Raw genomic sequence first — 23,635 nt, forward strand, 5'->3', positions numbered from 1 at the left:
TTAGGAAGGATTTAATAAAAAATGCTAGAATAGGAACTGTTAGAAAGGAGGAAACGAGTTTGATCGCATTGGAAAGAGCAATTCCACTTATTATTTTGATGCTCGAGGCGCTTTTAAGGAGGCTGCCAACCGGCCATTCAAAGAGAAAGGACATTGAGGAAGCGTTACGGACACAAAAAGCGGGGTTCAAGGGTGAAAAATCGGTTGATTATTACCTGAATTTCCTTGATGAAGAGAAATTTTTGATTTTCAAAGGGGTGCGGCTCAGCAACAACGGCTTCTTTTTTCAAATTGATACGCTTTTAATTACCCCGTTTTTCGCATTGATCCTTGAAATCAAAAATTGGGGCGGTGAAATCAGCTTTGACAAAAATTTTTGCCAGGTTTTTCAGGAAAAGGATGGCAAAACAGCTGTATACGCAACCCCGGTTTCACAAGCTAGGCTGCAGACGCTCAATTTAAAAGAGTGGCTAAAAAAGCATAACTTCCCAGAACTTCCAATTGAATTCCTGGTCGTGATGAGCAACAATTCCTCAAAGTTAAAGGCTGACCCAGGTTACTACGAAGTATTTCAAAAAGTCATCCACTCCATCCGTCTGATTGAAAAAGTAGCCGAAATCGAAAAGCGGAATAACAAAGAATTATTTTCATCAAAGGAACTGAAAAAGCTAAAAAAGAACATCCTTTCAAATCACACACCGCACCGTCCCGACGTTCTGAAAACCTTCGCAATCTCCACTACAGACATCCTTCCCGGAATGCTTTGCTCCAAATGCCATTCACTATCGATGAAGCTTCATTACGGAAAATGCCATTGTGTTCAATGCGGGAATGCTTCGATGACAGCACATCTGGAGGCGGTCCAGGACTACTTCCTATTGATTTCTCCAAATCTCACAAATTTCGATTTGAGACAGTTTTTAAAACTAGAAAGAGATAAACAAGCCTACTGGATCTTAACCTCTCTTGACCTCCCTTTTACCGGCACGAAAAAAGGCCGTGTCTACCACCAGCCCCCGATTGGTAAATTGAAGCCCAAAATCCTCCTGCGAAAAGATTAAAAATTCCCAAAAGTGGTAAAGGACATTATAGTAGATTGCCCTGAACAGGAGATGAAACCATGCAGGATAACCCGCAGGAAAAGAAGATGTATTTCGTTGATATTAAATCCGGGGAAATTACAATGGAACCGACTGCTGAAAATACGTTCACCGTAATTGCGGATGCGGATGAAATCCAGGATTTGCGCGAGCTTTTTGAGGAGAATTATGACGCCGACAAGCGCGGGTATTTGCGGACGCATTTGCCGTTGCAGCAATACCATGAATTTTCTGAGGGAGAAAATAAGGATTACGACAGGTCCATCGAATTGATTTACGCGATGATATACCGTCTCGGGGATGCCGAAGCAAGAAAGCATATTGATCAAATGGGCATCCTGAAAGAGCAGAATTATGATAATGAAAACTTCCGATAAGAAGAGTAGCTGTTCCTAATCAGGGGGCAGCCTTTTCTTTTAAAAAAAAGCTATGTTAAAGGATTATGTTGATATTTGCCATAATCGAACTCTTGTTCTATTATGGGTTTATAAGAACAAATATGGGCGGGGTTCGAAAGAAGGTATTATGAAAAAGAGTTAAAATAAAAAAGCAAGACATCAGTTTATTTATTTGGAGGAAGTATTATGCAGAAAAAAGCTTTAGTAATAATTGATATTCAAAATGACATAACAAAGAATTACAAAGATATCATTGACAATATCAACAAATCAATTGATTGGGCGGTCGAAAATAATATTCACGTTGTTTATATAAGACACGAGAATTTGTCACCTGGTACGAGAACTTTTAAAACAGATACACTAGGTGCCGAATTAGCTCCAGATTTGAAAATAGTATCAGAAAATGTTTTTACAAAATATAAAGGAAACGCATTAACAAGTGAAGAATTCACAGACTTTATTAGTATAAATGAAATAGACGACTTCTACATCACTGGAGCGGATGCTGTTGCTTGTGTTAAGTCAACTTGCTATAACTTACGTAAATCAAACTATGGGGTTAGTGTACTATCAGATTGCATTACAAGTTATGATAAAAAGAAAATTGATGGTATGATAGACTATTATGAAAGTAAAGGATGCGAGATAATTTGTTTGAATGACTTATTGATTTAAGAATTTTTAGGTCCATTTAATCGTCCAGAGGTAGTTTTAGCATACTGTTTTGCTTCGTTTCTTAAAGTATCTATACGCACTATTCAAATTAAAGAATAATTTTTCAATTTGAAGTTAAGTCATAATATTCATTGAACTATACCAAGGGGTCTCACCTGTCCCGCTGCTCTCATCTCAAAGTCTCACGCCTTCCGTCTCAATCAACAGGTGTGAAAAAACAACATCGTGCTTTAACATAGACTAAAATAAGGACTCGATTGGGGTCCTTATTTTATGGTCATTTATCAACAATATTATTTAACAAAGCTTAAAAAAAAGAAAAAAACTGCCCGGAAACCGGACAGTCTCAATTTATTACCAGCTCCACCGCCTAGCCAGTTTTCATCCTGAAAAGCATCTTCGAGTATCTTGTAACAAATCAAGGCTTGATAAAGTGATGATTTGTTACAGCTCGAGGTCTTAAGCCGGTTCCCTCCGGAGGGCAGGCCCGTCCTGCGGGCTCCGTCTTAATCTAGTCGGGGCTGACCACTAAGGAAAGCTCCTCAGAATAATCATCGCAGGGACAGGCGTTTTTTGCCTGTCACGAAGGCGCTTTCGTATTTTTGTTATTACCAGCCTCTGCCTGCGCCGCCGCCGCCAGAAGAGCCGCCACCACCGCCGCGGGGACCACCACCGCCGCCACCACCACCGCCTCCACGTCCAATCATGGACAGGAGCAGGAAGGTAAATGTGCCTCTAAAGAAGGTCATATCAATAATGATGAACCCGACAACGAGCACGATGATCAGCCATTCCGGAAGGCCGCCGGATTTCTCAGCAGCCTTTTCTCCAGCGGGCTGGCCATTCGCATCGCCTTCACCGATAACCTCATTTCCGATTGCCTGATAGGTCTTGATGACGGCCTGGTTTGGCTTGCCGGCCTGAAGATTAGGTATCGCATGCGTATCGAGGATCCGGCCGGCTTTACCGTCGGGAATGGTTCCTTCGAGTCCATATCCGACTTCGATCCAGATTCTTTTTTCCTTCATGGCGAGGACGAGAAGAACCCCGTTATTTTTTTCGGCGTTGCCAAGCTTAAATTTCCTGAAAGCCTCGTTCGCATAGCCTTCGATATCCCGGCCGCCGAGGGATTCCACCGTCAGGACGGCAACCTGGGCGCCGCCGGTTTGGTCTTCAATTTGCCTCCCCCAGCCGATTAGCTGTGATTCTTCGGCAGGGAGCAGGACATCGGCAAAGTCCTGGACGTAAATATCCCCCCGTGGAGTGGGGATTTTCGCTTCGGCAGCAAAGGCCCCCGCGTTGCCGCCAAGTAGAAACAGGACGAACAGCGCAAGAAGGGCTGAGGTCCTAGTTACTCTCATTATCCATTGCCCCCGAAATCAACTTCAGGCGCTTCCTGGGAGCGTGGGTCCGCGCGGAAATATTCCTTTTCGTCAAAGCCGGTAATTCCGGCGACAATTGCACCCGGGAACCTCTTAACCTTTTTATTAAAAATTGCTACTTCATCGTTGTAGTCCTTGCGGGCGACAGCGATGCGGTTTTCTGTCCCTGCAAGCTCATCCATCAACTGAGTGAATTGCGTATCCGCCTTCAGGTTTGGATAATTTTCAACGACGACGAGCAAACGGCTTAGCGCACCTGACAATTCCGCATTGGCAGTCGCTTCTTCCTCAGGTGACCTTGCTCCGGCCAACCGGGCGCGGGCATCGGAAATCGCTTTGATCGTTTCCTTTTCATGTGCTGCATAGCCTTTGACAGTGTTAACTAAGTTTGGTATCAAATCCAGCCTTCGCTGCAGCTGGTTTTCAATTTGCGCATAGGACTGGTCGACGTTTTCTTCGGCGTTTACAAAGCCGTTGTAGCTGGACATGAGCATAATGCCAAGTACGACGATGATTCCAAGTATGACGAGCCATGACCCCTTAAAGCCTCTTCCCATTTACGACACTCCTTACCTATTTAATCTATACGTGTATCTTCCCTCAGGCCTGTAGGTTTTAAACCCGGCAGCAAATCGTACTGCTTCGTTCCTGATGTTCAATTATACGGGATACCAGGCTGTTAAGTTTCATATTAGTGTTAATTTTTTCAAAAGCGCCGTACAACCTAGATTATAAACATCCCAATTGCATAAGATGTACAAGGTAAGTAACAAGCTAACTACCTGAAAAAAATTGGTTATTGCCAGAACGGCTTGTAAACACTATAGTTGAATTGGGGAATGTTGGGGATAGACTCTCATCATGAAAGCATCATAACAGGAGTCCGGGGGAGGAAGTGCCCGATGCAGCATGTAATGGCATTTATGAACGAATACGGATATTGGTTTCTCTTTTTGTCGATGGCGACAGGAATGATCATATTGCCACTCCCGCTGGAAGCGATAATGGGGTATTCCGGTTATTTATCCTTTGAGGGTGATTTGGACTGGTTTACTTGCGTGCTTGCCGCTGGGGCTGGGACTTTTGTGGGAATGATGGCCAACTATTGGATTGGCAAAAAACTCGGGTTGGGTTTTTTTCAAAAATACGGCCATTATTTTTTTCTAAAACAGAAAACCCTGGACAAATTGTCGGAGTGGTTTTTGAAATATGGAAATAAGCTGTTAATTATCATCTTTTTTGTCCCTGGGGCACGGCATGCAATCGGCTTCTTTGCCGGTATAACAAAATTTCCGGCGAGAACGTATGCAATTTGCTCAGCTCTTGGTGCCCTAATTTGGGTGGCTCCTTTCATTATTATCGGTAAAATGATTGGGCCTGGCTGGATGCTGTACCATGAAGAAGTGAAGAGCTTTCTTTACACTACCAGCATCGTACTTCTCATTTTGTTCCTCACGGTTTATTTAGCGGGAAAGACGAGCACTCGGGTTTCCGATTTCGGATGGAGGCTCAGGAGGAAGATTGCCAAGCTACTTCGATAAAATGAGGCTTCTCCGTTTTTGTAAAAATAAGACAAGGCATCCGTATTGAGCGGGTGCCTTTTTATTATGGAAAAAGGGTAGTCAGGATTTGAATTGCGTCCTGTGTATGTTTAAATTGAAGAATAGGAAGCTTTTGAAAGGGTTGGTTTTTTTGGGAAAAAGGACGGTTGGAATATGGATGGGAGTGTCCGCATTTTTCCTGCTGCTTTGGCTTGGAGGGCTGGTTTGGGCGGTAAGTGATTATTATGCGGGCAAGCCATCGGAACCAAGGGCAAAGGAGCTGCCTGCACCCATCCATGCCGGCAAGGATGAAGATTTGAAAATCGTCGCTTTGGGAGATTCCTTGACCCGGGGAACAGGCGATGCGGCGGGAAGAGGGTACGTCGGCTATCTCGTCGACAGCTTAAAGAAACGGTCAGAAGAAGATGTGAAGCTTGTTAACCTCGGGATAAATGGGCAAAGGTCCAATCAGCTTGCACAGCAGGTAACGCAGGCAGAGGTGAAACGACAGCTTGGGTCAGCCGATATTGTCTTAATCACAATCGGAGGCAATGATTTATTCAGAGGCGGTCAGGGCCTTGTTGACTTTGACAAGCAAAAGCCGGAGGAAATCGAAAAGCAGTTCCTTACGAACGTTAAAGGAATACTTTCGGAAATCAGGGCGGCCAACAAGGATGCGACTGTATATTTGATAGGCCTTTACAATCCGTTTATCGAATTGGGTGAGGGCAAGGAAATATCGGCTGTCATCAGGCAATGGAATTTTGCTGCCGCCGAACTGGCAGCTACGTTTGATAAAGTTGTCTATGTGCCGACATTTGATTTGTTTGAATTGAACGTCAACGAATATTTGTATACGGATAAATTCCACCCGAATACGAAAGGCTACAAACTCATCGCGGACCGGGTTGCATCATTGGTAGCATGGGAGGAGAAAAACTAATGTCTTCCGTTACGCTTGAAGTGAAAGATTTAAAAAAGAAGATTGGCAAAAAAGAGATTATCAAAGGAATTTCCTTTGAACTTCATAAAGGAGAGGTATTCGGATTCCTCGGACCGAACGGGGCAGGAAAAACGACCACGATCAGGATGCTGGTCGGCCTAATTAAACCGTCCTCCGGCAGTATCTCGGTTTGTGGTTACGACCTGAAAAAGGATTTTCCAAAAGCGATGCGCCAGCTCGGTTGCATAGTGGAAAATCCTGAACTCTATCCATACTTATCCGGCTGGGACAACCTGGCCCATTTTGCAAGGATGCTCGAGGGGATTACGGATAGCCGGATTAAGGAAGTAACGGAATTGGTCGGCCTATCCGAGCGGATTTACGATAAGGTGAAAACGTACTCCCTTGGGATGAGGCAGCGGCTTGGTATTGCGCAGGCGCTTCTAGGCAACCCTAGTGTACTTATTTTGGACGAGCCCACGAACGGCCTTGATCCTGCTGGAATTAGGGAAATGAGGGAGTTTATCCGCTTTCTTGCTGAAAAGGAAGGGCTGAGCGTCCTTGTGTCCAGCCATTTGCTTAGTGAAATTCAGCTCTTGTGCGACAGGGTGGCCATTATCTCAAAAGGGCTAGTCATTAAGACGGACTCTGTCTCCATCCTGCTTGGCAACAGGGAAAGGATCGCCTGGAGGCTGGAGCCCTTTGAAGAGGGTAAAAAAGTCCTCGGAGAATTAACCGAGATTGAAGTGGCGGAGGATGGAACTCTCCTGACCGAATATAGCCCCGATAAAGCAGCCGAATGGAACAGGAAGCTTGTCGAAGCGGGGATTTCGGTTTCGGAAATGAACAGGAAGCTGCCAGTTCTTGAAGATCTTTTCCTGGAGCTGACCGGGGGTGACACGATTGACTAAACTCGTTCATAACGAAATGCTTAAGCTTTTGGCAAAAAAGAGGCTCCTGGTCATTGCGGCAATTATCGCGGTCCTTGTCGCCTTATTTACATACGCACAGCTCCGGCAGGTTGAAACCCAGCGCGAGCGGATGGGTACGTCCGACTGGAAAACAATCCTTCAGCAGCAAATCATTGATACCCAGAACAGGCTTTCATCCAGCAGGATAAGCGAGGATTGGAAAAAACAGCTGCAAATTAGCCTTCAGCAGCAGCAATATTACCTTGACCATAACATCAATCCATCTGAACCCGGCGCACCCACTTTTATGCGGATGTTTATCGAAAATTCGATCGACCTGTTTCTGCCACTGATGGTCATGGTTATTGCCAGCGACCTCGTTTCCTCGGAACATAGCCAGGGGACAATCAAGCTTCTACTGACGAGGCCGATCAAACGCTGGAGGGTCCTTTTAAGCAAATTCATTACGCTCTGCCTGGCAGTTTCGGCAATTGTTGCAATCATGGGGGTGCTCTCCTATTTGATTTCAGGGCTGGTGTTTGGCTACAAAGGCTGGGGTGCCCCCGTTCTGACGGGTTTCTCGGCCTCCGGGAGCAATTTAGATACATCAGGAGTTAAGCTTGTTAGCCAGGGGCAATATTTACTGATGGAATTCGGGCTCGTCTGGTTCGTGGCAATTGTTGTTGGCACGTTGTCATTCATGCTGTCCGTATTGATCAGAAGCACAGCGGCCGGAATGGGAATCATGCTTGCGGCGCTTATATCTGGAGCGATTTTAAGCAATATGGTCTCTTCCTGGGAATCAGCGAAGTATTTTTTCATGGTCAACCTCAGGCTGACTGATTATATGAACGGAACCGCACCACCTATTGAAGGAATGACACTGTCTTTCTCATTGGCAGTCCTTTTAGCATGGTGGGCAGCCGGCTTGTTCATTTCGTTTTATGTTTTCATGAACAAAGACGTATATTAAATGCATTTTTATAAAACCAGCCAATTCCTCCTTTTTCCATGAATACCTGCCTGGAAATCAGGGAAAATAATGGGGTCACGTCCATTCAGAAAGGCAGGTTTTTTTATGGCACAGGTTTTATACATTACTGCACACCCCCATGATGATACAGTCTCATACAGCATGGCGGTTGGAAAAGAATTCATTGAGGCATACCGGGAGTCAAATCCTAATGATGAGATAATCTACCTTGATTTATACAAAGAGGATATACCACAGATCGATGTGGATGTATTCAGCGGCTGGGGCAAGCTTCGTTCGGGATCTTCCTTTGATGACCTGTCCGAAGAAGAAAAGCGGAAAGTAAGGCGGCTCGGGGAATTGACTGACCAATTTGTAGCGGCGGATAAGTATGTATTTGTAACACCGCTCTGGAATTTTTCCTTCCCGCCGGTCATGAAGGCATATATTGATTCGATCTGTACAGCAGGAAAAACGTTCAAGTACACCGAAAAGGGTCCTGTCGGGCTTTTGACTGATAAAAAAGCGCTCCATATTCAGGCGCGCGGAGGCGTTTATTCGGAAGGACCGGCTGCGGCTATGGAGATGGGCCACCGGTATATCGGCATCATCATGCAGTTTTTTGGCATCCCGTCCTTCGAAGGCTTGTTTGTTGAAGGGCAAAACCAATTCCCCGACCGGGCGCAGGAAATCAAGGAAGAAGCTATCCAGAGAGCGAAGGAACTGGCAAAAAACTTTTAAACGGCAAGGCACGAGGTACGGGCTTAAATGAGTCCGTGCCTTTTTCTTGGGGAACGGTTTTTTGTTTGGCCGAGTGAATCGCTAAGTTGGCGGAATGGGAATCGGGTTTGGCGAATAGGAGGCTGTATTTGGCGGAAATTACTCTTTTTCGGCGAATGATAGCAGATTGACTCCAATTTCGACCCTATTCAGCCCATCGTAAAACGTCCTAATGAGCTTTTTACGGGAGATTTGGGTGTATATCGAAAATTTTCATGGTCATATCGAAAGAATTTCAATTATATCGAAAGATTTTGAGTGGATATCGAAAGATTCAAGGCTTATATCGAAAACTGTAACAATTTGGACAAATTCAGGCACTACCCTGATACATCCTAGTTGGGTGTACGCGACTATTAATCGGCCGTCTTTTTGAAATCCGTCCAGAGTTCGATACCAAGCAAAATAACATTGCCATGATAAGATTTCTTTATCAGGCTAAATAATAGAATTGTAATTTCCTTATCACCTTTTTTGGGTTATGCTGGAAAAAAGAAGCGTGGGGGAATGAATAAATGGCATTCAAGTTTAAACGGCTTGACCATGTTCAGGTTGCCGCTCCTAGGGGTTGTGAAGCAAAAGCATGCGCTTTTTATACGGATGTATTGGGGTTTACCGAAGTTGAGAAACCTCCTGCCTTGAAAAAAAGAGGCGGAGCGTGGTTCCGGAGTGGAAGCATCCAGATACATATCGGGGTTGAGGAACCGTTCATTCCAGCGAAAAAAGCGCATCCGGCTTTTGAAGTAGAGAATATCGAAGGGTTAAAGGCCCATCTCCAAAAAAATGGAGTCGAAGTCATCGAAGACGACAATCTTCCAGGTGCCAACCGGTTCTATACCTTCGATCCTTTTGGCAACCGACTCGAGTTTCTAGAATGGAAGTAAACCGAAAAAGACACAAAAACCGCATTCCCAAGTGGGAAAATGCGGTTTTGTTCGTTATTAGACAACTCTAGCGGACGGCTTCCGCTCAAACTTAAGCGCTACGAGCAGGAAGGAGCATCCTGCGAGCAGGCGGACAAGGGAAGCGATTGTCATCGCAGAGAACATGCCCACTTGCCCTAGCAGGTAGACGCCGAATTGTGGTGCGATAAAACCGATAATGGACAATATAAATTGATAGTTGGCCAGGTATGTGGACCGATTTGCTTCGGGTGTCGCCTTTAGCAACTGATTGAACAATAGAAGGTTCGTTCCGGAAACGAACAGGCCAATCCAGAAGTTGAGAGCGGTCAAATAGAAAAGGTTTGTTGACAGCATCGTGAGGATAGGCGCTGTCGCCATTCCGGCGGCGGCTGCAAACAGGACCATTGTGTTCCCGCGCCTATCAGCAGCCTTAGCCCACCACTTCACACTGATAATTTGGGCGATCTGATTCGTTACCGCGAAAAAACTGAACCATAAAGCGGTGGCATTTGCTTCCCGAATATGATAAATGCTAAAGAGGGACCAGGCCATTTGTGCGCCGATATTAAAAAGGACCGCACAGACAATGAATGCAAGAAAAGGCTTGTATTTAAATACTTCAAAGGAAAACTTCCGTTTCGATACAGAGGCAGCCTTCAGGTTTTCGGCTTCCTTTACGTCGCTATGCATATACAGATAATAAACCTCTAACAGGGCGAAAAGAAAGCCTGCCGCGAGCAGTATCTGGTAAGGAAACGCATCCGTTTTGCTGAATTGCTGAAGGAAAATTCCCGTCAGGAATGTGACAACCATTGCCGCAACGGTTGTCCATTGGTTACGTGTGCTAAAGAATTCGCCGCGCCGATCCTCGGGAACAAGTCCGCCAATCAAGGTTTGCCAAGATAGGCCGGACAGGGCGCCAGGAAAATTTAACGCAGCGATTAAAAAGACCAGAACCCATGGAGCATAGGGTGCATCAAGGAATGGGATAAACAGGATTAGCAGGAACATCAGCCTTGTGGCAAAAGTGGTATAGACCGCAAAATTCTTTTTGCTTTTGGCACGGTTCAGCCAATACGCGCCAGGAATCAATGCGAGCATTGCTACAATCGAGGGAAGGGATGTAATCAATCCCATTTGCTCGTTACTCGCACCCAGGACACTAAGCGCAAATAAAGGAATATATCCGTTGACGGCAGTTGTAGATATGGTAGAAGCAAGCCCATGATAAAGGCTGAGTTTTTCAGTTTTTTGATTGTTCAAGAAATGTAGTCTCCATTCCGTTTTTATGTCACGAAATGGATTGTATAATGCTGCTTTGGGGAAATCAATACAGGCGGCAAAAAACAGTTATATATACATGCGTTCTGCGTTGAGAACGTATGCAAATAGCCTTAATTTTTTTGACAAATTTGTGCCAATAGGGATTGCGGAAGGATGGCGGAGAAGTTTTACCTAACAAGAATAACCCTTCCTCGTAAAAGGAAGGGTAAGGGGATAGGGTTCCAGTGCTTAAGGGAAAATGGGAAGGAAGCACCGGAGCAAGCATCAATATGCTGAATATATAACAGGAAGTCAGGAATGGGGGATTCCATCGTTCCGATGCTAACTAGTGTTGTTTTACAGAAACGTTCAGCGGATCCCTCTTTAGGAAAAGAGTTTGCTTTATTACGAGAGACAGCCCGCCCAGTACGAAAAGATAGCGGTTTTCAATCACGCGTTTCATCATTGCCGCAAACCTGCCGGACAGTGTGAAACTGCCAACTTTGCCTACGGCTGCGCGGTCGCCGATTGACGCGACGGATCCTTTATGATGGTATTCAAATTCTTTAAGCTTGGTTCCCCGAATCAGTGAGGCAATGTTTTTTCCGCAAACCTCCGCTTCCTGCATTGCTACCTGGGCGGTAGGCGGCAGTGCGGATTTTTCGTCTTTCATGAACAAAGCGCAATCCCCGATACAGAAAATATTTTCCATTCCTTTTACTTGAAGCGTTTTTTCAACTGGCACTTTTCCTTTCACAAGCGGCAACCCAAATTTCTCAAGCAAAGAGTTTGCCCTGACGCCGCAAGACCAGATAAGTGTCCAGCACGGAATTTCAAGGCCATTTTCCAGGCGGATGGCTTTTTCTGTACAGGAATTAATTTTCGTAGATGTATAAATATCGATGTTGTACGTCTCCATTAAATGGGACGTATAGGAAATCAGATCTTCCCCGAAGAAAGGAATAAGGGAGTCCGCGGCCTCAATTCCAATAATCTTCACATTTTCAAATGGCACGCCATATTCTTCACAAAGCTTTGGCAGTCCTTCGGCAAGCTCCCCGAGCATTTCAATCCCGGTAAAGCCGCCGCCCGCGACGGCAAATGTCAGTCTTGAAGGATCCTTGTCTTCCTTATAAAGAGATAATTGCCTAGTAATCTGTTGGTAGATCGCTTTCGAACTGCGAAAACTTCGGATTTCAAAAGCATGATCTTTAATCCCAGGTATCCCGAATGTAGCGACTTCAAATCCAAGGGCAATCACCAAGTAGTCATAGGAAACTTCCTCACCGGACTCAAGGGCAACGGTTTTCGACTCGGTGTCCACATCGGAAACAGTGTCGATCATGAAGCGAGTTTTCGAATTGTTGATAAGTTCAGGAATGGATAGGGCGATTTTGCGGTCGGATGCGGTGCCTGCTCCAACCTTATGAAGCTGTGTAGTGATGTAATGATAGGAATGTTTATTAATTAACGTAACGGAGGCTTCTCCGGAACGCAGCAGTTTTTCCAGTCTCTTATTGGTGATCAGGCCGCCATAGCCGGCGCCAAGAATGACGATATGTGGCTTACGCATCTCAATTCCACTCCTAACGAATATTATATGTGAATATATTCACATAATGATTGAAAAAAAAAAGAGAGATTTAATTGTGAATAATTTCACATGATTTCTATATTTATAGATTAATCTATTTTCAAGAATTCGACAAGCCTTTTTTTAAAAAAATTTTCCAATCATATTTTGCACCATTCTGGAGATAGTAAGAGGCGGTAGTTTATTTTGAAGGGAGATGAAAGGATGAATGTTCGTTTACTTGTGAGAGGTATAGGTTTTCTGCTCTTGTTTGCGTTATCTTTTTCCGTTATTCATGCAAGTGCAATGGAAAAAGGGTGCATTTCGTGCGAGCACTCGAAAACGCATGCCCATAAGATGTTTCTCATATCCGATGAAGAGTATATGAAATGGGCGGAAAAGTATACGCCAGACAAGGTTGGGGAATGGAAGGCTGTCCTGGCAGAAAGGAATCAACTGAAAAAACGCTGGCTAAGCCCGGAAATGGCGGCGAAACGTGAAGCTTTTAAAAAGGAGCGGCATGAAAGGCACCGGGAAATGATTGAGCTTAAAAAGCAGCTTGAAGACGGGAAGATAACAAGGGAAGAATATCGGAAAAAAGCTTATGAAAAGATGCGGAACGGTATGAGCCGTAAAATGAAGGGGAATGCGCTATCCTTAAACCTGAGGATTGCGATTGAAAAGGATAATTCTCAGCAGGCTGCCTTGTCTATGAACGAATTACTCGATTTTTTCAGGCAGCATAATGAGGTATTAAAAATGAGGATGGAAACGTGACGGAGGGCGCTAAAGTGCGCCCTCAATTAATTATCCGGAAAACTAAAGTTGCTGCATCGGATACTTATATGGAATGCCGGCAACCTGTTTATAGGAATAGCTGTCCCTTTCATATCCGCCACTTGAAGGTTCACAAACTACTTTACTCGGAAATCTGGAGAAATCAAACGACGAAAAGCCGATGCCAGTGGAATACCCTTGGACGCTGTGTCGATTGCCGGTGCGGATTGAATATAACGGTTTTATAGCAATTCCTCCTATTCATTTAGGCCCGGGCTAAAGCGAGCCGAATTAAATCCGTTGACAGCGGTTTTCCCATATCGTTACTGTTTCCCTTATTTAGAAAGACAAAACCGAAAAACACGGAGTTTTTCGGTTTTTTTATAATGCGTTTTCTTTTATACCATCCTTTAGCGGAGATTTATCCGAATAGGATTCCAATGCTTTTTTGACTGCTTCCGCAGCTTGATCGGCTCGTTCATAGTCGAATGCAATTTTCCCATCAATGTTAGTAACGTGAAATAATGCCCGCTCTTTAGAATACCTCAACGTTACCAATTCTTTATTATCGAGGGTGAAAACGTGTGTGACCTCGGATTGGACATAAGGAACCTCTTTCAGTTCCTCGGCCAAATAGCGAAGTTTTGCTAGTTCCATTTTTTCCAGCCCCTTTATTATGACTTTCCATAATTCCTTTGGCATACCGATTGGAAAATAATTCACCGTAGGCAGGAGCATTTTTAGGTCCTATTTATAGTTTAACAGTCCCTCGTACCTAAAAACGGGATTAACGGAATCCGTAATAAAACTTAATAAACCGTAATAAATCGTAATGTGTTTGTTACCTGACGGAAGAATTTACTTTCAACTCCGAAAATAGAGGTTTGCTTTCCTAGTCAACATTCTCAATTGCAACGAGAATATAATCCTGATAATACACCTTTATCTCCTGTTGAGACTGTATCGCTCTTTTTGCAATGTCTCCATTCCTGCAAAACAAAGGGATATCGTATTCACCGTTTGAAAAAACGATATACTCAAAATCAGCTTGAAAAAGGGGAGGCCCTTCTTTTTTACCGACACATCTTCCTTTAAATGAAGATAATTCTTCCAGGCGTTTTTGTTCCGCTTCTGTCGCTAGCATGAGAAAGCGGCTACGGCTGCTTTCCATTACTTCTTTAATGAATAAGAAAAATGCGACTAAGCCTGCAATGATTGAAGAAACCTTCCACTCTTCCTGTAAGGGGGACTGGAGAAGGCCTACGGACCAGAAAAACAATGCAGCAGCCAAATGGTACTTCATTTTTTGTCACATCCTTCCGGCTTGATTAGGATAGCAGAATACACAAAAGGCCGCCTAAGGGGTCATCAGGCAGCCGCATCCAATGGTGGGAAAGAACAAATTCAGTTATCCGTGTTAAGTCTTTCATTCATCATACCTTATTTTTTGAGGTAGGTAAATATAAAAGACTGAAAATTAAAATAATTTTATCGAATCGAGTTTTTTCCAAGGTATCCCTGTGTAAACTTGCTGATTTATTGGGTATTAAACAAGATATGTACTTAAGGCAGGGGGAGTTTTTTAATGAGAAAATACGGCTTGATTATTGGGTTAATCCTGCTAGTAGTATGCGCGCTTTCCTATATAGTTTATTCCGGGAATGGAAGCGCAATGAAGGACAAGACGGTCATTATGGCATTTGGCGATTCTCTTACCTATGGGCAGGGGGACAGGGAGGAACAAGGATATGTCGGAAAGCTGCAAAATGAGTTGAATGAAAAGTATCCGGGCAAAAATTTTACAATTGAAAACTATGGTGTAAGGAATAGGGAATCGGGCGGAGTGCTGTTGGAACTCGCTAAACCAGCCACGGCTGCAAGGCTAAAGAATGCCGATACCTTTATTTTGTTTATTGGAACTAACGATCTTATTAACGGCAATGGCGGCAACCTTAAAAAAATCCACCCTGAAAGAATCGCTGAAGCAAAGGAAGATTACCTTCAAAATTTGGAAAAGATTTTGGCGATTTTAAGGGAAACGAATAAAGATGCTCCCATCCTTGTCCTCGGCCTCTATAACCCTTATCCTGAAGGGGGACAAAGAATAGAGCCATTGTTTGATGAATGGAATGCATCGACGATCAGGCTTGTAAAACAGGTCAGGGGAGTAAAATATGTTCCAACGAATGACCTGTTTAAAGGAAAAGATAAGCAACAATATTTCAGCGATTCGATTCATTTGAATAAAAAAGGATATACACATTTGGAAAAGCGAATTCTAGAAGAATATCCTGGAAAACATCATAAATGACTGGATTTAATGGAGAATAGGGATACAATAAGGTTATAAAAGTGATATGCACATACTGGAGAGAATGATGAAAATTAAACGGTTTGCGGCTGCCGCGTCTGTTGTGGCAGTCCTTTTTCTTGCATGGCGCGCTTTGGGTTATCCCGGTTACGAATACCGGATAGATGCCCCAATGCCAACTGGTCTGCATCCCCTAGTAAGGGAGAATGCGGACGAACTTGTCGCATTGGCTGCGAAAAAGGGAATAACGATTCAACTAATAGAAGGTTTCCGTACCATTGAGGAACAAAACCGCCATTATGCAAAAGGGCGGACAGACAATGGCCAAATCGTAACCTATGCGCGAGGCGGGGAATCTTATCACAATTATGGCCTTGCAGTCGATTTTGCATTACTCGGTCATGACGGAAGCCTTATATGGGATATGGATCATGATATGAACGGAAATGCCCGTCCGGATTGGGATGAAGTTGCCTCAATGGCAAAGGAACTGGGGTTCGAATGGGGAGGGGATTGGGAAAATTTCAAGGATTATCCTCATTTGCAAATAACATTCGGCCTTTCGGTCAGCGACCTGCAGAGGGGAAAGAGGCCTCCGGCTGCTATGGCTTCAGGAACCGAAATACCGAATCGATGAAAAAACGGCAGTGCAATCGCACAATACTGCCGTTTTTCTTATGTGTGGCTCATGATGGAAAGAGATGCTAGCAATCCGTCTAAAGTAGGGAGCAATCCGTCAAAATCGGGTTTAAGAATGAATCCTTTCGCCCCCATATCCCTGGATTGGCTAGCCAGGCATTCATCGCTGAAAGTAGACATCATAATGACATTTGCTTCCGGATTGATGCGGATAATTTCCTGAAGTGTTTCAAAGCCGTTCAACTGAGGCAGTAAAAATTCAAGTATGACGACATCTGGATGGCTGGCCCTGTATTTTAGAATAGCCTGCTTTCCGTCGTCCGCCTCGCCAATGACTCTGTAGTCAGTTTTGTAAAGCTTCTTTTTAAGTACGCTTCTGATAAAAATTGAGCGGTCTGCTACTAGAATTGATTTCATTGCAAAAACCCCTTAGCCATATTAAAAGGCAAATCAGGAAAGGTTTAGGGATTATTAGCGTACTGCAACCCGGCTGCCATGACAATTGCTTGTTTTAGGCCCGTGGCTTTGCGTCTTTTACTTTCGTAAAATTTGCCCTTTCCCAAATAGTAGCATTACTCACTAGTAATAACATGGGACTTTAGTCACGATTTCACACGAATAACGAACATGCATTCGAATAAAGGGAGATATAGTCCTAATTTTAGAAGGTGGAAAAGGGATTTTGGAAAAATCTTAGCGTAATTGGGAAATAGGGTTTTCACCACAAAAAGTTATTTAAGGAATGTGTTGAGTAGGATGATTGTTGATAGCTGCTTATGATACATTCCCAGTTTTATATGCCTTGTTCAACTCCGATGCAAGTTGAAAAGTGTGCGGAAGATTATTCTCAAAGAAAAAGCACCCTTTTTAATAAGGATGTCTGCATTGAGTTATTTCATTTAGCTTTAACCTTCTTCTTTTGAAATCAATAGCCTTCCACTCTATGGTTTTTTCATTACTAAAAGTGATCGTTACCAAATCATTTGGGGGACTATGGGCACCTTCAAATGTTGTTACCTGCACGGTGACATTAAATAAGTAACTGCCTATTGGCAACTGCTTAATTTGGGTTATTTTACCGCACATATTTTGTTTAATTTCGCCATATTGCTTCTTCAATTCCTGTTGAATTGAGGGATAAAGCATAATGAAAATCACGTCATCACGCAATTGTAGATCATTTTTAGTTGCGGTTTCACCTTTAACGGGTGAATAAGAGAAAAGGGTTAAGCAGGCAATAAATATGAAAAGGCTTTTTCTCATAAAAATCCTCCATCTAAGGTTTCTCTTATAATTAACAATTAAAGAAATTATTATTAACGGGGAGTTCAACAAATATAGTGTATAATTTTGGATAATCACAATGGAATTGGGGGATTTCGAATGTTAATTAGAGAGATACAACCCGTGGATGCTGAAAATTTTATATGTCTAATTAAGCAAGTTGAATCTGAGTCTAAGTTTATGCTTATGGAAGCAGAAGAAAGAAAAACCACTCCTGAGCAACAACGTAAACAATTAGAACACATCAAAAAACAAAGTAATTCAACAATATTTGTTGCAGAACAAGAAAAGGGAAAGTTGGTTGGCTATTTGATAGCCATGGGCGGTAGCGTAAGGAAAACAATGCACTCAGCATATCTTGTTATTGGTATTTTAGAAGAGTACAGAGGGCGTGGTATAGGAACAAGTTTATTTCAACGGTTAGAAGAATGGGCAATAAACTCTAAAATATCAAGATTAGAACTTACAGTTGTTACTCAAAATGAAGCAGGAATAGCTTTATACAAGAAAAGAGGATTTGAGATAGAAGGAATAAAAAGAAAGTCCTTGATGATTGATGATGAATTTTATAACGAGTATTTTATGTCTAAGTTATTATAATCTTTCTCACTCAACAGGTGAGTTGAATTCCTTATTGAACAAAAGGCGCAGGTTAAATGTAGTGAAGTAGTGGAAGAAGGAGTTTATCTAAACTTGGAAGAATTTATATCCAAAAATATGTTAGGGAGCGTGTGAATAATATGGAATCCATTAGCAAAAGCGAAGTGAAGCTACGAGATATCACAGAGGAAGATCTTCCTATCTTTTTCGAACAACAACTTGATTCAACGGCGAACTATATGGCTGCATTTACAACTAAAGACCCCACTGATAAGGACGCATTTTTTGGCCATTGGACAAAAATTACCGCTGATAAAACCATCACAAATAAGACCATATTATTCAATGGCATTGTCACTGGACACATCTCGAACTTTGAACAGTTCGGCGAACCCGAAGTAAGTTATTGGATTGGGAAGGAATATTGGGGTCAAGGTATTGCAACTAAAGCGTTGTTAGAATTCCTGAAGTATATTAAGGTACGCCCGCTCTATGCTCGTGCAGCTAAAGATAATCTCGCCTCCATCAGGGTATTGGAAAAATGCGGGTTTAAAATCATCTCTGAAGATAAGGGTTTTTCCAACGCCAGAGGCAAGGATGTTGAAGAATTTATTTTGAGGCTTGAACCCTAGGAAGGATTGGGCATCTTTTTTTGTGGAATTCCTTATTACGCTAACCGAGTTCAGTGCATCTCGTCGGTATAAACTTGGCGAGGTTTTTTGAATTTGTTTTAAAATAGTGTTCAATAAATGGTGTGTTTAGTTAACTTCTTCTTCAACAAACGGAGGTTGAATAAGAAGTCTATATCTTCACCATCGTAGTTCATGTAATAGAAAAATTTCAATAGACTCGCTTTTATATCGTTAATTACGATATAATCTGTAATAGCGATATAAAAGAGGTGTAATATGGAACTTAATAATTACTTCACAGATATATACTATTATCTACATCCAACGCATGAACTGACAATCCCGCATCAAAGTATACGAATACTACAAATCGTTCAGAAAGAAGAAACGGTGACCGTACGTTTCTTGTCAGAAGCATTAAAAGTCTCCCATAATACAGCATCAGAGCATGTAAAGAAGCTCGCGAACAATGGATGGATCATTAAGCAACGTACTGAAGAGGATCAACGTAAAGTTTTTTTGAAGTTAACAGCAGAAGGATTAGAAGTAGTAAGACAAAACACAGAATTAGACGAATTAAAATTACAAGCAGCTTTGAATAAGTTAAGTGATAAGGAAAAGATTATAGTCTTACAAGCTTTTCGCCTATTGAGTGAGGCTGCAAAATGATGGTGTGGATTAAACTCTTTACGTCAGCTCTAATCATAGCATTTGTGACGGAGTTAGCCAGAAGATTCCCTTTATACGGAGGAATTATAGCTGCACTACCGTTAATAAGTCTGCTTAGTATTTTTTGGTTAACTGTTCAAGGAGAGACAGTTAACCAAATTCAAACTTTTACAATAGGTGTGATTATCGGGTTACCAGCAACAATTGTTATGTTACTAGCAGTATATATAATGTTGAAAAATTCCTTTCCTTTTATTGTTGCACTTTTAGTTGGAGTTATTTCATGGGGGCTATGTTTAGGGATTCAAAAAATAATTTTTGATATATTCACTCCTAGAAATTTACAATAGTTTTCTTATTTCACTACCGGGCGTTTATCTTCAATAAGGATTTTAAAAAAAGGGCTTAATTAGGGATCCTTATTTTATGGGCATTTATCAACAATATTATTTAATATGGCTTTTTAAAATAAAGAGTTTTTCCATTAAAACAGCCGCCCCTATGTCAGGGCGGCTGAATTTATTACCTTGTTTTATCTATCATTGTATTAAACTCGCTTGCAAGCTTGTCCTTGGCGCGGCCGTATTTCTCCTTGACCTCGCCTTTGCCTTTGTCTAAATTGCCTTCCGCTTCAAGTGATTCATTGTCGGTTATCTTACCGGCAGTCCGTTTCGCTTCTCCTTTGAGCTGATCCCATTCACCTTTCGATTCATCTTTATTCATAGTTGAACCCTCCTTGTTGAAATGAGTCTACTCTTTCTTTACCCCCAACAGGAGCCTTTAAAACAGTTCGATTGCCAGAGAAGGTGATCGTAGATAAGCATGTTAGGAGGCGAAATGATTTGTTTTTGCTTTAATTGAAGACTGGAGCCAATTCTTGCCCTCTACCAATCTAGAAACTAACATACCGCAAACTGTGTTACCGGTAGAGTTAAGCAAAGTTGCCGGCGCATCAATGATGGTTGAGATCACGGCGATAATTGGAAGCACCTCCGGAGGGAAGCCAAATACGCTAATAATCAGCATTTCACCAATCATTCCGCCGCCAGGGATTGCTCCCATAACCGCGCCGACAAGAAACGAAACTGCTAGGATGCTGGCTATGCTGGACATGCTTGTTACATCTTTTCCAAAAAGGCCGAATAGGAATACGATTTTTAAAACGCCGCCAAACACAGAGCCATCCTTATGAGTATTCGCGCCAAGAGGGATGATCGTCTCGGCAATATCCTTTGGAACTCCCATCTTTCTGACCGATTCGAGGTTAACCGGAATGCACGCTGCGCTTGAACATGTGGCAATCGCGGTGACGGAAGGGGCAATGACATTTTTCCAAAACACTTTGACCCCGGCCCTGCCACCGGCAATGAACGCGTATAGGGTAAAGAACCCGAAGTAATAAAGAACGGAAAGTCCCAGGTACAATAGGAAGGTCCTAAAATAGCCTTCAAGTATTTGCGGGCCAAGCTCGCCGATGACGGATGCGAAATAGGCACCAAGTCCAATCGGAGCGTAATACATAACGATTTTGACCATTTTCATCATTACTTCCGACCCGGAAGCCAGGAAGGAAGCAATTGGCTTGCCCTTATCGCCGGCCATTGCTGTCGCTAGCCCAAAAATGACCGAGAACACAATTAGTTGGAGCATATTGCTTCTTGAAAACAGGTTCGCGAAATCAGGCACGGAAACAGTAGCGACAAGCTGTGCCGCAAGAGATGGTTTTTCAGCATGCTTCTGTCCGTCCATATTTTCCATTAATGCCTTCACGGAAGAAATGTCTGTGTTTTCAAGAGGATTCACAATAGTCGTCCCAATGAATGCTACAACCGCGGAAATGGCAGCTGTAATGAAGAAAACTAGAAAAATGCTGCCCATGATTTTGCCGAGCCGCTTCATGCCGCTCATATTCGCGATAGCGGATGCAATGCTGAAAAAGACGAGCGGGACGATAATGGTAAACATTAGATTCAAGAACAAATCCCCGAGCGGCTTTACAACCGCAGCGTTGGTTCCGAAAATCAATCCAGCAGCACCGCCAATGACGAGGGCTGCCAGAAGAATAATTGATGATTTGTAGCTTTTAAAAATTGAAGCCATGCACTATACCTTCTTTCAAAAAAAACTGTTTCAACTAGGTGCGCGCAGATGCCAGGAAAATTTATAACACCATTTCCGATTGAATGTATTCAAACAGAAGCGCTGCTGTATGGCCAAGAGACTGTCTGTGCGTCCTTTCAAATGCATGGGATGAATCGATTCCCGGTCCAACTAGGCCGTGGACAATGTCATGACCTGAACGGATAGCGGCCGACGCATCGGAGCCGTAATAAGGGTAAATATCAAGTTTGTACGGAATTCCTTTCTCTTTGGCCAGGCTTGCAAGCTTTTTGCGCAAACCATAATGATATGGGCCGCTCGCATCTTTGACGCAAATGGAAACCGTGTATTCATCGGTAGACTGGCCGTCACCCATCGCGCCCATGTCGACTGCAAGGTACTCTACAGTTTCAGGAGTAATATTCGAATTGCCGCCATAGCCTATTTCTTCATTATTCGAAAACAGGAAATGGGTTGTGTAGGGAAGTTCAATCCCTTCGGTTTTAATTCTTTTAATAAGCTCCAATAAAATTGCCACGCTCGCCTTATCATCAAGGTGCCGTGATTTTATGTATCCGGAAGGGGTTACTTGTACACGCGGATCAAACGAAACAAAATCGCCTACTTCAATCCCAAGAGCTCTAACTTCTTCGGCACTATGTACTTTTTCATCAATCCGGATTTCCATGTTGTCCTGGTTCCGCTCCGCTTTGCCGGCATCTTTGTACACATGGACCGATGTTTGATGCATCAGGATTGTACCCGTATAGGACTTGCCAGAGCTTGTTTCAATTGTGCAATATTCCCCTTCAATCGAGTTGAACTTGAAGCCGCCAATCAGGTCGATTTTCAGCCTGCCGCTTGGCTTAATCTCCTTCACCATCGCTCCAAGTGTATCGAGATGGGCGGTCAGCATCCTGTGTTTGGATGTATCTTTTCCAGGAAGGGTAGCAATCAATCCGCCTTTCCGGTTTCGATACATAGAAACCTGATGCCCAGCCAAAAATTCCTCCACATAGGAAATGGCCTTTTCTGTATTGCCGGTAGGGCTTGGAATAGAAACAAGGGTTTTTAACGTTTCAATCATTTCATCAACACGATCATTTGCCATACACTAACACCTCCAAAAAATATGCTCGTTTCCGCCAACGGAAACGTAGAGTCGGGCTTTCCTAATAAATTCACACCTTTTTCAATTATACATCCAGCAAGGAGACAAATGTACATACATTTTCAAGCATTTTGCAATTATCTATCATGGCTGCCAGCATGATTGCATAGGATAGTAGGGTGCGTGTAGATAAATTTTTTCAATATTGATTAAATTTAAGCGGAGCTGGGTATTACTTAGTAAAGAAGTGAAGAGGCAAGTAAGAAGCCTAAAAGTAGGAATGTGGAGGGAGACCAGTGACTAGGTACGAAATGCGCCATATGAAGCCGAAAAGAATCAACGTATACAAGTTGGCTTTAACGTTTACTTTCTTGTTGATCTGCATGGGGCTGATGCTGGGTTTCAGCAGGTATGCGCAAAGCAAGATTAAAATTGAGGCGCCCGAAGTATACAACGGCAAGAAGGTCATTGTCGTCCTGCCGAATGGGCATAAAGTATACACCTTTGAGAACTTGATTGTTGAAGAGGATGGCAAGCTCCTGTACAAGGGGGAGCGCAACACGCTTGATTTGACCGGTGGCAAAGTAGAATTCAAGGAGTGGTAAGCCCACCGGGATTTTAAAATTAATAAATACACTTTTATATAAAAAATGGCTGTCCAGAACGAAATCGGACAGCCATTTCTTTTTCTTTGAAAGGTTAATTTTCTTGGATAGCCCCTTTTATGGGTTTCCCAATTAACGTAGAACGATGGCTATTATGCCGAAAACAGTTGCGATAATGCTCAGAAAAGCCACTTTTGAAAGTTTTTTATCCCATTTATCAACAAAGTTATCGGATAAACTTCTATCATCATTTATTGCCTCTTTTACTTCTTTCTTAAAATTAAAAGTTTGCATCATCAATCCCAGTAATATAATTATAGAAGCTAAACTAAAAACTACTCGCAACCAATCCATTATTATCAATCCTTAATGTATAAATGTGCTACTAGGTTTAACATCTAAGATTAAAAGCGTTAACAGTTTGTTTCATTCTTTTACTGACAACTTCAACAGTTTTAAA

Annotated in this window: 29 protein-coding genes and 1 riboswitch; of the genes, 17 read left to right on the top strand and 12 right to left on the bottom strand. The window is 42.9% G+C overall.

The features are described from left to right. Positions 1 to 59: 59 nt before the first annotated feature. The 3 genes from AR337_RS01910 to AR337_RS01920 all read left to right on the top strand — a co-directional run bounded on the left by AR337_RS01910 (position 60) and on the right by AR337_RS01920 (position 2,176). Positions 60 to 1,061, top strand: a complete 1,002-nt coding sequence (locus AR337_RS01910; RefSeq protein WP_059170313.1) for a nuclease-related domain-containing protein — start codon at positions 60 to 62, stop codon at positions 1,059 to 1,061. Positions 1,062 to 1,120: 59 nt separating this feature from the next. Continuing rightward, a complete protein-coding gene (locus AR337_RS01915; protein ID WP_059170314.1) occupies positions 1,121 to 1,477 on the top strand; it encodes a hypothetical protein in 357 nt (118 codons plus the stop codon). A gap of 207 nt (positions 1,478 to 1,684) precedes the next feature. After that, positions 1,685 to 2,176, top strand: coding sequence for a cysteine hydrolase family protein (locus AR337_RS01920; RefSeq protein ID WP_059170315.1), 492 nt, complete (start codon positions 1,685 to 1,687; stop codon positions 2,174 to 2,176). 608 nt (positions 2,177 to 2,784) lie between these two features. Here AR337_RS01920 and AR337_RS01925 read toward each other — a convergent pair. After that, a complete protein-coding gene (locus tag AR337_RS01925) occupies positions 2,785 to 3,537 on the bottom strand; it encodes a YgcG family protein (protein ID WP_059170316.1) in 753 nt (250 codons plus the stop codon). Continuing rightward, complete coding sequence (locus tag AR337_RS01930; protein WP_059170317.1) at positions 3,537 to 4,115, bottom strand: LemA family protein; 579 nt, start codon at positions 4,113 to 4,115, stop codon at positions 3,537 to 3,539. Before AR337_RS01930 ends, AR337_RS01925 begins: the two co-directional genes overlap by 1 nt. A 345-nt stretch (positions 4,116 to 4,460) precedes the next feature. Between AR337_RS01930 and AR337_RS01935 the strand changes: the two genes are divergently transcribed. From AR337_RS01935 to AR337_RS01960, 6 genes are all read left to right on the top strand, one after another. Beyond that, complete coding sequence (locus AR337_RS01935) at positions 4,461 to 5,099, top strand: DedA family protein (protein ID WP_059170318.1); 639 nt, start codon at positions 4,461 to 4,463, stop codon at positions 5,097 to 5,099. 151 nt (positions 5,100 to 5,250) lie between these two features. After that, on the top strand, positions 5,251 to 6,042 hold the full coding sequence (locus AR337_RS01940) for an SGNH/GDSL hydrolase family protein (RefSeq protein WP_253701440.1): 792 nt from the start codon (positions 5,251 to 5,253) through the stop codon (positions 6,040 to 6,042). Next, positions 6,042 to 6,953 (top strand): ABC transporter ATP-binding protein, encoded by a 912-nt coding sequence (locus AR337_RS01945; RefSeq protein ID WP_059170319.1) that lies wholly within the window; start codon positions 6,042 to 6,044, stop codon positions 6,951 to 6,953. The genes AR337_RS01940 and AR337_RS01945 overlap by 1 nt, the downstream gene beginning before the upstream one ends. Beyond that, positions 6,946 to 7,926 (top strand): ABC transporter permease, encoded by a 981-nt coding sequence (locus tag AR337_RS01950; protein ID WP_059170320.1) that lies wholly within the window; start codon positions 6,946 to 6,948, stop codon positions 7,924 to 7,926. Before AR337_RS01945 ends, AR337_RS01950 begins: the two co-directional genes overlap by 8 nt. 105 nt (positions 7,927 to 8,031) lie before the next feature. Then, on the top strand, positions 8,032 to 8,667 hold the full coding sequence (locus tag AR337_RS01955; RefSeq protein ID WP_059170321.1) for an FMN-dependent NADH-azoreductase: 636 nt from the start codon (positions 8,032 to 8,034) through the stop codon (positions 8,665 to 8,667). A gap of 554 nt (positions 8,668 to 9,221) precedes the next feature. Next, positions 9,222 to 9,590, top strand: coding sequence for a VOC family protein (locus AR337_RS01960; RefSeq protein WP_059170322.1), 369 nt, complete (start codon positions 9,222 to 9,224; stop codon positions 9,588 to 9,590). Positions 9,591 to 9,647: 57 nt separating this feature from the next. Here AR337_RS01960 and AR337_RS01965 read toward each other — a convergent pair whose 3' ends face one another. Both AR337_RS01965 and AR337_RS01970 read right to left on the bottom strand, forming a co-directional pair. Then, positions 9,648 to 10,874 carry an MFS transporter gene (locus AR337_RS01965; protein ID WP_059170323.1) on the bottom strand — a complete coding sequence of 409 codons (1,227 nt, stop codon included), beginning with the start codon at positions 10,872 to 10,874 and terminating at the stop codon, positions 9,648 to 9,650. A gap of 346 nt (positions 10,875 to 11,220) precedes the next feature. After that, positions 11,221 to 12,447 carry an NAD(P)/FAD-dependent oxidoreductase gene (locus tag AR337_RS01970; RefSeq protein ID WP_059170324.1) on the bottom strand — a complete coding sequence of 409 codons (1,227 nt, stop codon included), beginning with the start codon at positions 12,445 to 12,447 and terminating at the stop codon, positions 11,221 to 11,223. Positions 12,448 to 12,672: 225 nt separating this feature from the next. On the opposite strand from AR337_RS01970, the gene AR337_RS01975 reads away from it, so the two are divergent. Continuing rightward, positions 12,673 to 13,224, top strand: coding sequence for a hypothetical protein (locus AR337_RS01975; RefSeq protein ID WP_156424275.1), 552 nt, complete (start codon positions 12,673 to 12,675; stop codon positions 13,222 to 13,224). Between the two features lie 381 nt (positions 13,225 to 13,605). Here AR337_RS01975 and AR337_RS01980 read toward each other — a convergent pair whose 3' ends face one another. Both AR337_RS01980 and AR337_RS01985 read right to left on the bottom strand, forming a co-directional pair. Continuing rightward, a complete protein-coding gene (locus AR337_RS01980; RefSeq protein ID WP_156424276.1) occupies positions 13,606 to 13,881 on the bottom strand; it encodes a hypothetical protein in 276 nt (91 codons plus the stop codon). 235 nt (positions 13,882 to 14,116) lie between these two features. Then, entirely contained in the window at positions 14,117 to 14,527 is a 411-nt protein-coding gene (locus tag AR337_RS01985) for a hypothetical protein (RefSeq protein ID WP_059170327.1), read from the bottom strand. 282 nt (positions 14,528 to 14,809) lie between these two features. Between AR337_RS01985 and AR337_RS01990 the strand changes: the two genes are divergently transcribed. Both AR337_RS01990 and AR337_RS01995 read left to right on the top strand, forming a co-directional pair. Further along, a complete protein-coding gene (locus AR337_RS01990) occupies positions 14,810 to 15,535 on the top strand; it encodes a GDSL-type esterase/lipase family protein (protein WP_059170328.1) in 726 nt (241 codons plus the stop codon). 67 nt (positions 15,536 to 15,602) lie between these two features. Further along, positions 15,603 to 16,172, top strand: coding sequence for a M15 family metallopeptidase (locus tag AR337_RS01995; RefSeq protein ID WP_301335701.1), 570 nt, complete (start codon positions 15,603 to 15,605; stop codon positions 16,170 to 16,172). A 38-nt stretch (positions 16,173 to 16,210) separates the two neighbouring features. Here AR337_RS01995 and AR337_RS02000 read toward each other — a convergent pair whose 3' ends face one another. Next, positions 16,211 to 16,591 (bottom strand): response regulator, encoded by a 381-nt coding sequence (locus tag AR337_RS02000; RefSeq protein ID WP_059170330.1) that lies wholly within the window; start codon positions 16,589 to 16,591, stop codon positions 16,211 to 16,213. A gap of 60 nt (positions 16,592 to 16,651) precedes the next feature. Next, a riboswitch (cyclic di-GMP riboswitch) is annotated at positions 16,652 to 16,738 on the bottom strand. Positions 16,739 to 17,041: 303 nt separating this feature from the next. Next, positions 17,042 to 17,437: a DUF3888 domain-containing protein gene (locus tag AR337_RS02005; protein WP_059170331.1), complete on the bottom strand. Its 396-nt coding sequence runs from the start codon at positions 17,435 to 17,437 to the stop codon at positions 17,042 to 17,044. A 120-nt stretch (positions 17,438 to 17,557) separates the two neighbouring features. Here AR337_RS02005 and AR337_RS02010 point away from each other — a divergent pair, with 120 nt between their 5' ends. From AR337_RS02010 to AR337_RS02025, 4 genes are all read left to right on the top strand, one after another. Continuing rightward, the gene (locus tag AR337_RS02010) at positions 17,558 to 18,058 is read left to right on the top strand and encodes a GNAT family N-acetyltransferase (protein ID WP_059170332.1); all 501 of its coding nucleotides are present in this window, start codon (positions 17,558 to 17,560) and stop codon (positions 18,056 to 18,058) included. 140 nt (positions 18,059 to 18,198) lie between these two features. Further along, positions 18,199 to 18,690 carry a GNAT family N-acetyltransferase gene (locus tag AR337_RS02015; RefSeq protein WP_059170333.1) on the top strand — a complete coding sequence of 164 codons (492 nt, stop codon included), beginning with the start codon at positions 18,199 to 18,201 and terminating at the stop codon, positions 18,688 to 18,690. Positions 18,691 to 18,966: 276 nt separating this feature from the next. Continuing rightward, a complete protein-coding gene (locus tag AR337_RS02020) occupies positions 18,967 to 19,359 on the top strand; it encodes a MarR family winged helix-turn-helix transcriptional regulator (RefSeq protein ID WP_059170334.1) in 393 nt (130 codons plus the stop codon). Continuing rightward, a complete protein-coding gene (locus AR337_RS02025; protein ID WP_059170335.1) occupies positions 19,356 to 19,709 on the top strand; it encodes a DUF3147 family protein in 354 nt (117 codons plus the stop codon). The genes AR337_RS02020 and AR337_RS02025 overlap by 4 nt, the downstream gene beginning before the upstream one ends. Before the next feature lie 172 nt (positions 19,710 to 19,881). On the opposite strand, the gene AR337_RS02030 is transcribed toward AR337_RS02025, so the two are convergent. The 3 genes from AR337_RS02030 to AR337_RS02040 all read right to left on the bottom strand — a co-directional run bounded on the left by AR337_RS02030 (position 19,882) and on the right by AR337_RS02040 (position 22,570). Continuing rightward, positions 19,882 to 20,082: a CsbD family protein gene (locus tag AR337_RS02030; protein ID WP_059170336.1), complete on the bottom strand. Its 201-nt coding sequence runs from the start codon at positions 20,080 to 20,082 to the stop codon at positions 19,882 to 19,884. 102 nt (positions 20,083 to 20,184) lie between these two features. Continuing rightward, entirely contained in the window at positions 20,185 to 21,459 is a 1,275-nt protein-coding gene (locus AR337_RS02035; RefSeq protein ID WP_059170337.1) for a dicarboxylate/amino acid:cation symporter, read from the bottom strand. Positions 21,460 to 21,520: 61 nt separating this feature from the next. Further along, positions 21,521 to 22,570, bottom strand: a complete 1,050-nt coding sequence (locus AR337_RS02040) for a M42 family metallopeptidase (protein ID WP_059170338.1) — start codon at positions 22,568 to 22,570, stop codon at positions 21,521 to 21,523. Positions 22,571 to 22,866: 296 nt separating this feature from the next. Here AR337_RS02040 and AR337_RS02045 point away from each other — a divergent pair, with 296 nt between their 5' ends. Further along, a complete protein-coding gene (locus AR337_RS02045) occupies positions 22,867 to 23,175 on the top strand; it encodes a hypothetical protein (protein ID WP_059170339.1) in 309 nt (102 codons plus the stop codon). A gap of 132 nt (positions 23,176 to 23,307) precedes the next feature. Here the strand turns inward: AR337_RS02045 and AR337_RS02050 are convergent, their stop codons facing one another. Next, positions 23,308 to 23,529, bottom strand: coding sequence for a hypothetical protein (locus AR337_RS02050; protein ID WP_059170340.1), 222 nt, complete (start codon positions 23,527 to 23,529; stop codon positions 23,308 to 23,310). Between the last annotated feature and the right edge of the window lie 106 nt (positions 23,530 to 23,635).

It is taken from the genome of Bacillus sp. FJAT-27445, from assembly GCF_001510665.1.
In the GTDB taxonomy this organism is placed as follows: Bacteria; Bacillota; Bacilli; order Bacillales; family Cytobacillaceae; genus Bacillus_D.

Coding starts and splice junctions, on each gene's coding strand:
- AR337_RS01915 (WP_059170314.1), top strand. CDS start 1,121: ATGCAGGATAACCCGCAGGAAAAGAAGATGTATTTCGTTGATATTAAA.
- AR337_RS01920 (WP_059170315.1), top strand. CDS start 1,685: ATGCAGAAAAAAGCTTTAGTAATAATTGATATTCAAAATGACATAACA.
- AR337_RS01925 (WP_059170316.1), bottom strand. CDS start 3,537: ATGAGAGTAACTAGGACCTCAGCCCTTCTTGCGCTGTTCGTCCTGTTT.
- AR337_RS01930 (WP_059170317.1), bottom strand. CDS start 4,115: ATGGGAAGAGGCTTTAAGGGGTCATGGCTCGTCATACTTGGAATCATC.
- AR337_RS01935 (WP_059170318.1), top strand. CDS start 4,461: ATGCAGCATGTAATGGCATTTATGAACGAATACGGATATTGGTTTCTC.
- AR337_RS01945 (WP_059170319.1), top strand. CDS start 6,042: ATGTCTTCCGTTACGCTTGAAGTGAAAGATTTAAAAAAGAAGATTGGC.
- AR337_RS01955 (WP_059170321.1), top strand. CDS start 8,032: ATGGCACAGGTTTTATACATTACTGCACACCCCCATGATGATACAGTC.
- AR337_RS01960 (WP_059170322.1), top strand. CDS start 9,222: ATGGCATTCAAGTTTAAACGGCTTGACCATGTTCAGGTTGCCGCTCCT.
- AR337_RS01970 (WP_059170324.1), bottom strand. CDS start 12,447: ATGCGTAAGCCACATATCGTCATTCTTGGCGCCGGCTATGGCGGCCTG.
- AR337_RS01975 (WP_156424275.1), top strand. CDS start 12,673: ATGAATGTTCGTTTACTTGTGAGAGGTATAGGTTTTCTGCTCTTGTTT.
- AR337_RS01980 (WP_156424276.1), bottom strand. CDS start 13,881: ATGGAACTAGCAAAACTTCGCTATTTGGCCGAGGAACTGAAAGAGGTT.
- AR337_RS01985 (WP_059170327.1), bottom strand. CDS start 14,527: ATGAAGTACCATTTGGCTGCTGCATTGTTTTTCTGGTCCGTAGGCCTT.
- AR337_RS01990 (WP_059170328.1), top strand. CDS start 14,810: ATGAGAAAATACGGCTTGATTATTGGGTTAATCCTGCTAGTAGTATGC.
- AR337_RS01995 (WP_301335701.1), top strand. CDS start 15,603: ATGAAAATTAAACGGTTTGCGGCTGCCGCGTCTGTTGTGGCAGTCCTT.
- AR337_RS02000 (WP_059170330.1), bottom strand. CDS start 16,591: ATGAAATCAATTCTAGTAGCAGACCGCTCAATTTTTATCAGAAGCGTA.
- AR337_RS02005 (WP_059170331.1), bottom strand. CDS start 17,437: ATGAGAAAAAGCCTTTTCATATTTATTGCCTGCTTAACCCTTTTCTCT.
- AR337_RS02010 (WP_059170332.1), top strand. CDS start 17,558: ATGTTAATTAGAGAGATACAACCCGTGGATGCTGAAAATTTTATATGT.
- AR337_RS02015 (WP_059170333.1), top strand. CDS start 18,199: ATGGAATCCATTAGCAAAAGCGAAGTGAAGCTACGAGATATCACAGAG.
- AR337_RS02020 (WP_059170334.1), top strand. CDS start 18,967: ATGGAACTTAATAATTACTTCACAGATATATACTATTATCTACATCCA.
- AR337_RS02025 (WP_059170335.1), top strand. CDS start 19,356: ATGATGGTGTGGATTAAACTCTTTACGTCAGCTCTAATCATAGCATTT.
- AR337_RS02030 (WP_059170336.1), bottom strand. CDS start 20,082: ATGAATAAAGATGAATCGAAAGGTGAATGGGATCAGCTCAAAGGAGAA.
- AR337_RS02035 (WP_059170337.1), bottom strand. CDS start 21,459: ATGGCTTCAATTTTTAAAAGCTACAAATCATCAATTATTCTTCTGGCA.
- AR337_RS02040 (WP_059170338.1), bottom strand. CDS start 22,570: ATGGCAAATGATCGTGTTGATGAAATGATTGAAACGTTAAAAACCCTT.
- AR337_RS02050 (WP_059170340.1), bottom strand. CDS start 23,529: ATGGATTGGTTGCGAGTAGTTTTTAGTTTAGCTTCTATAATTATATTA.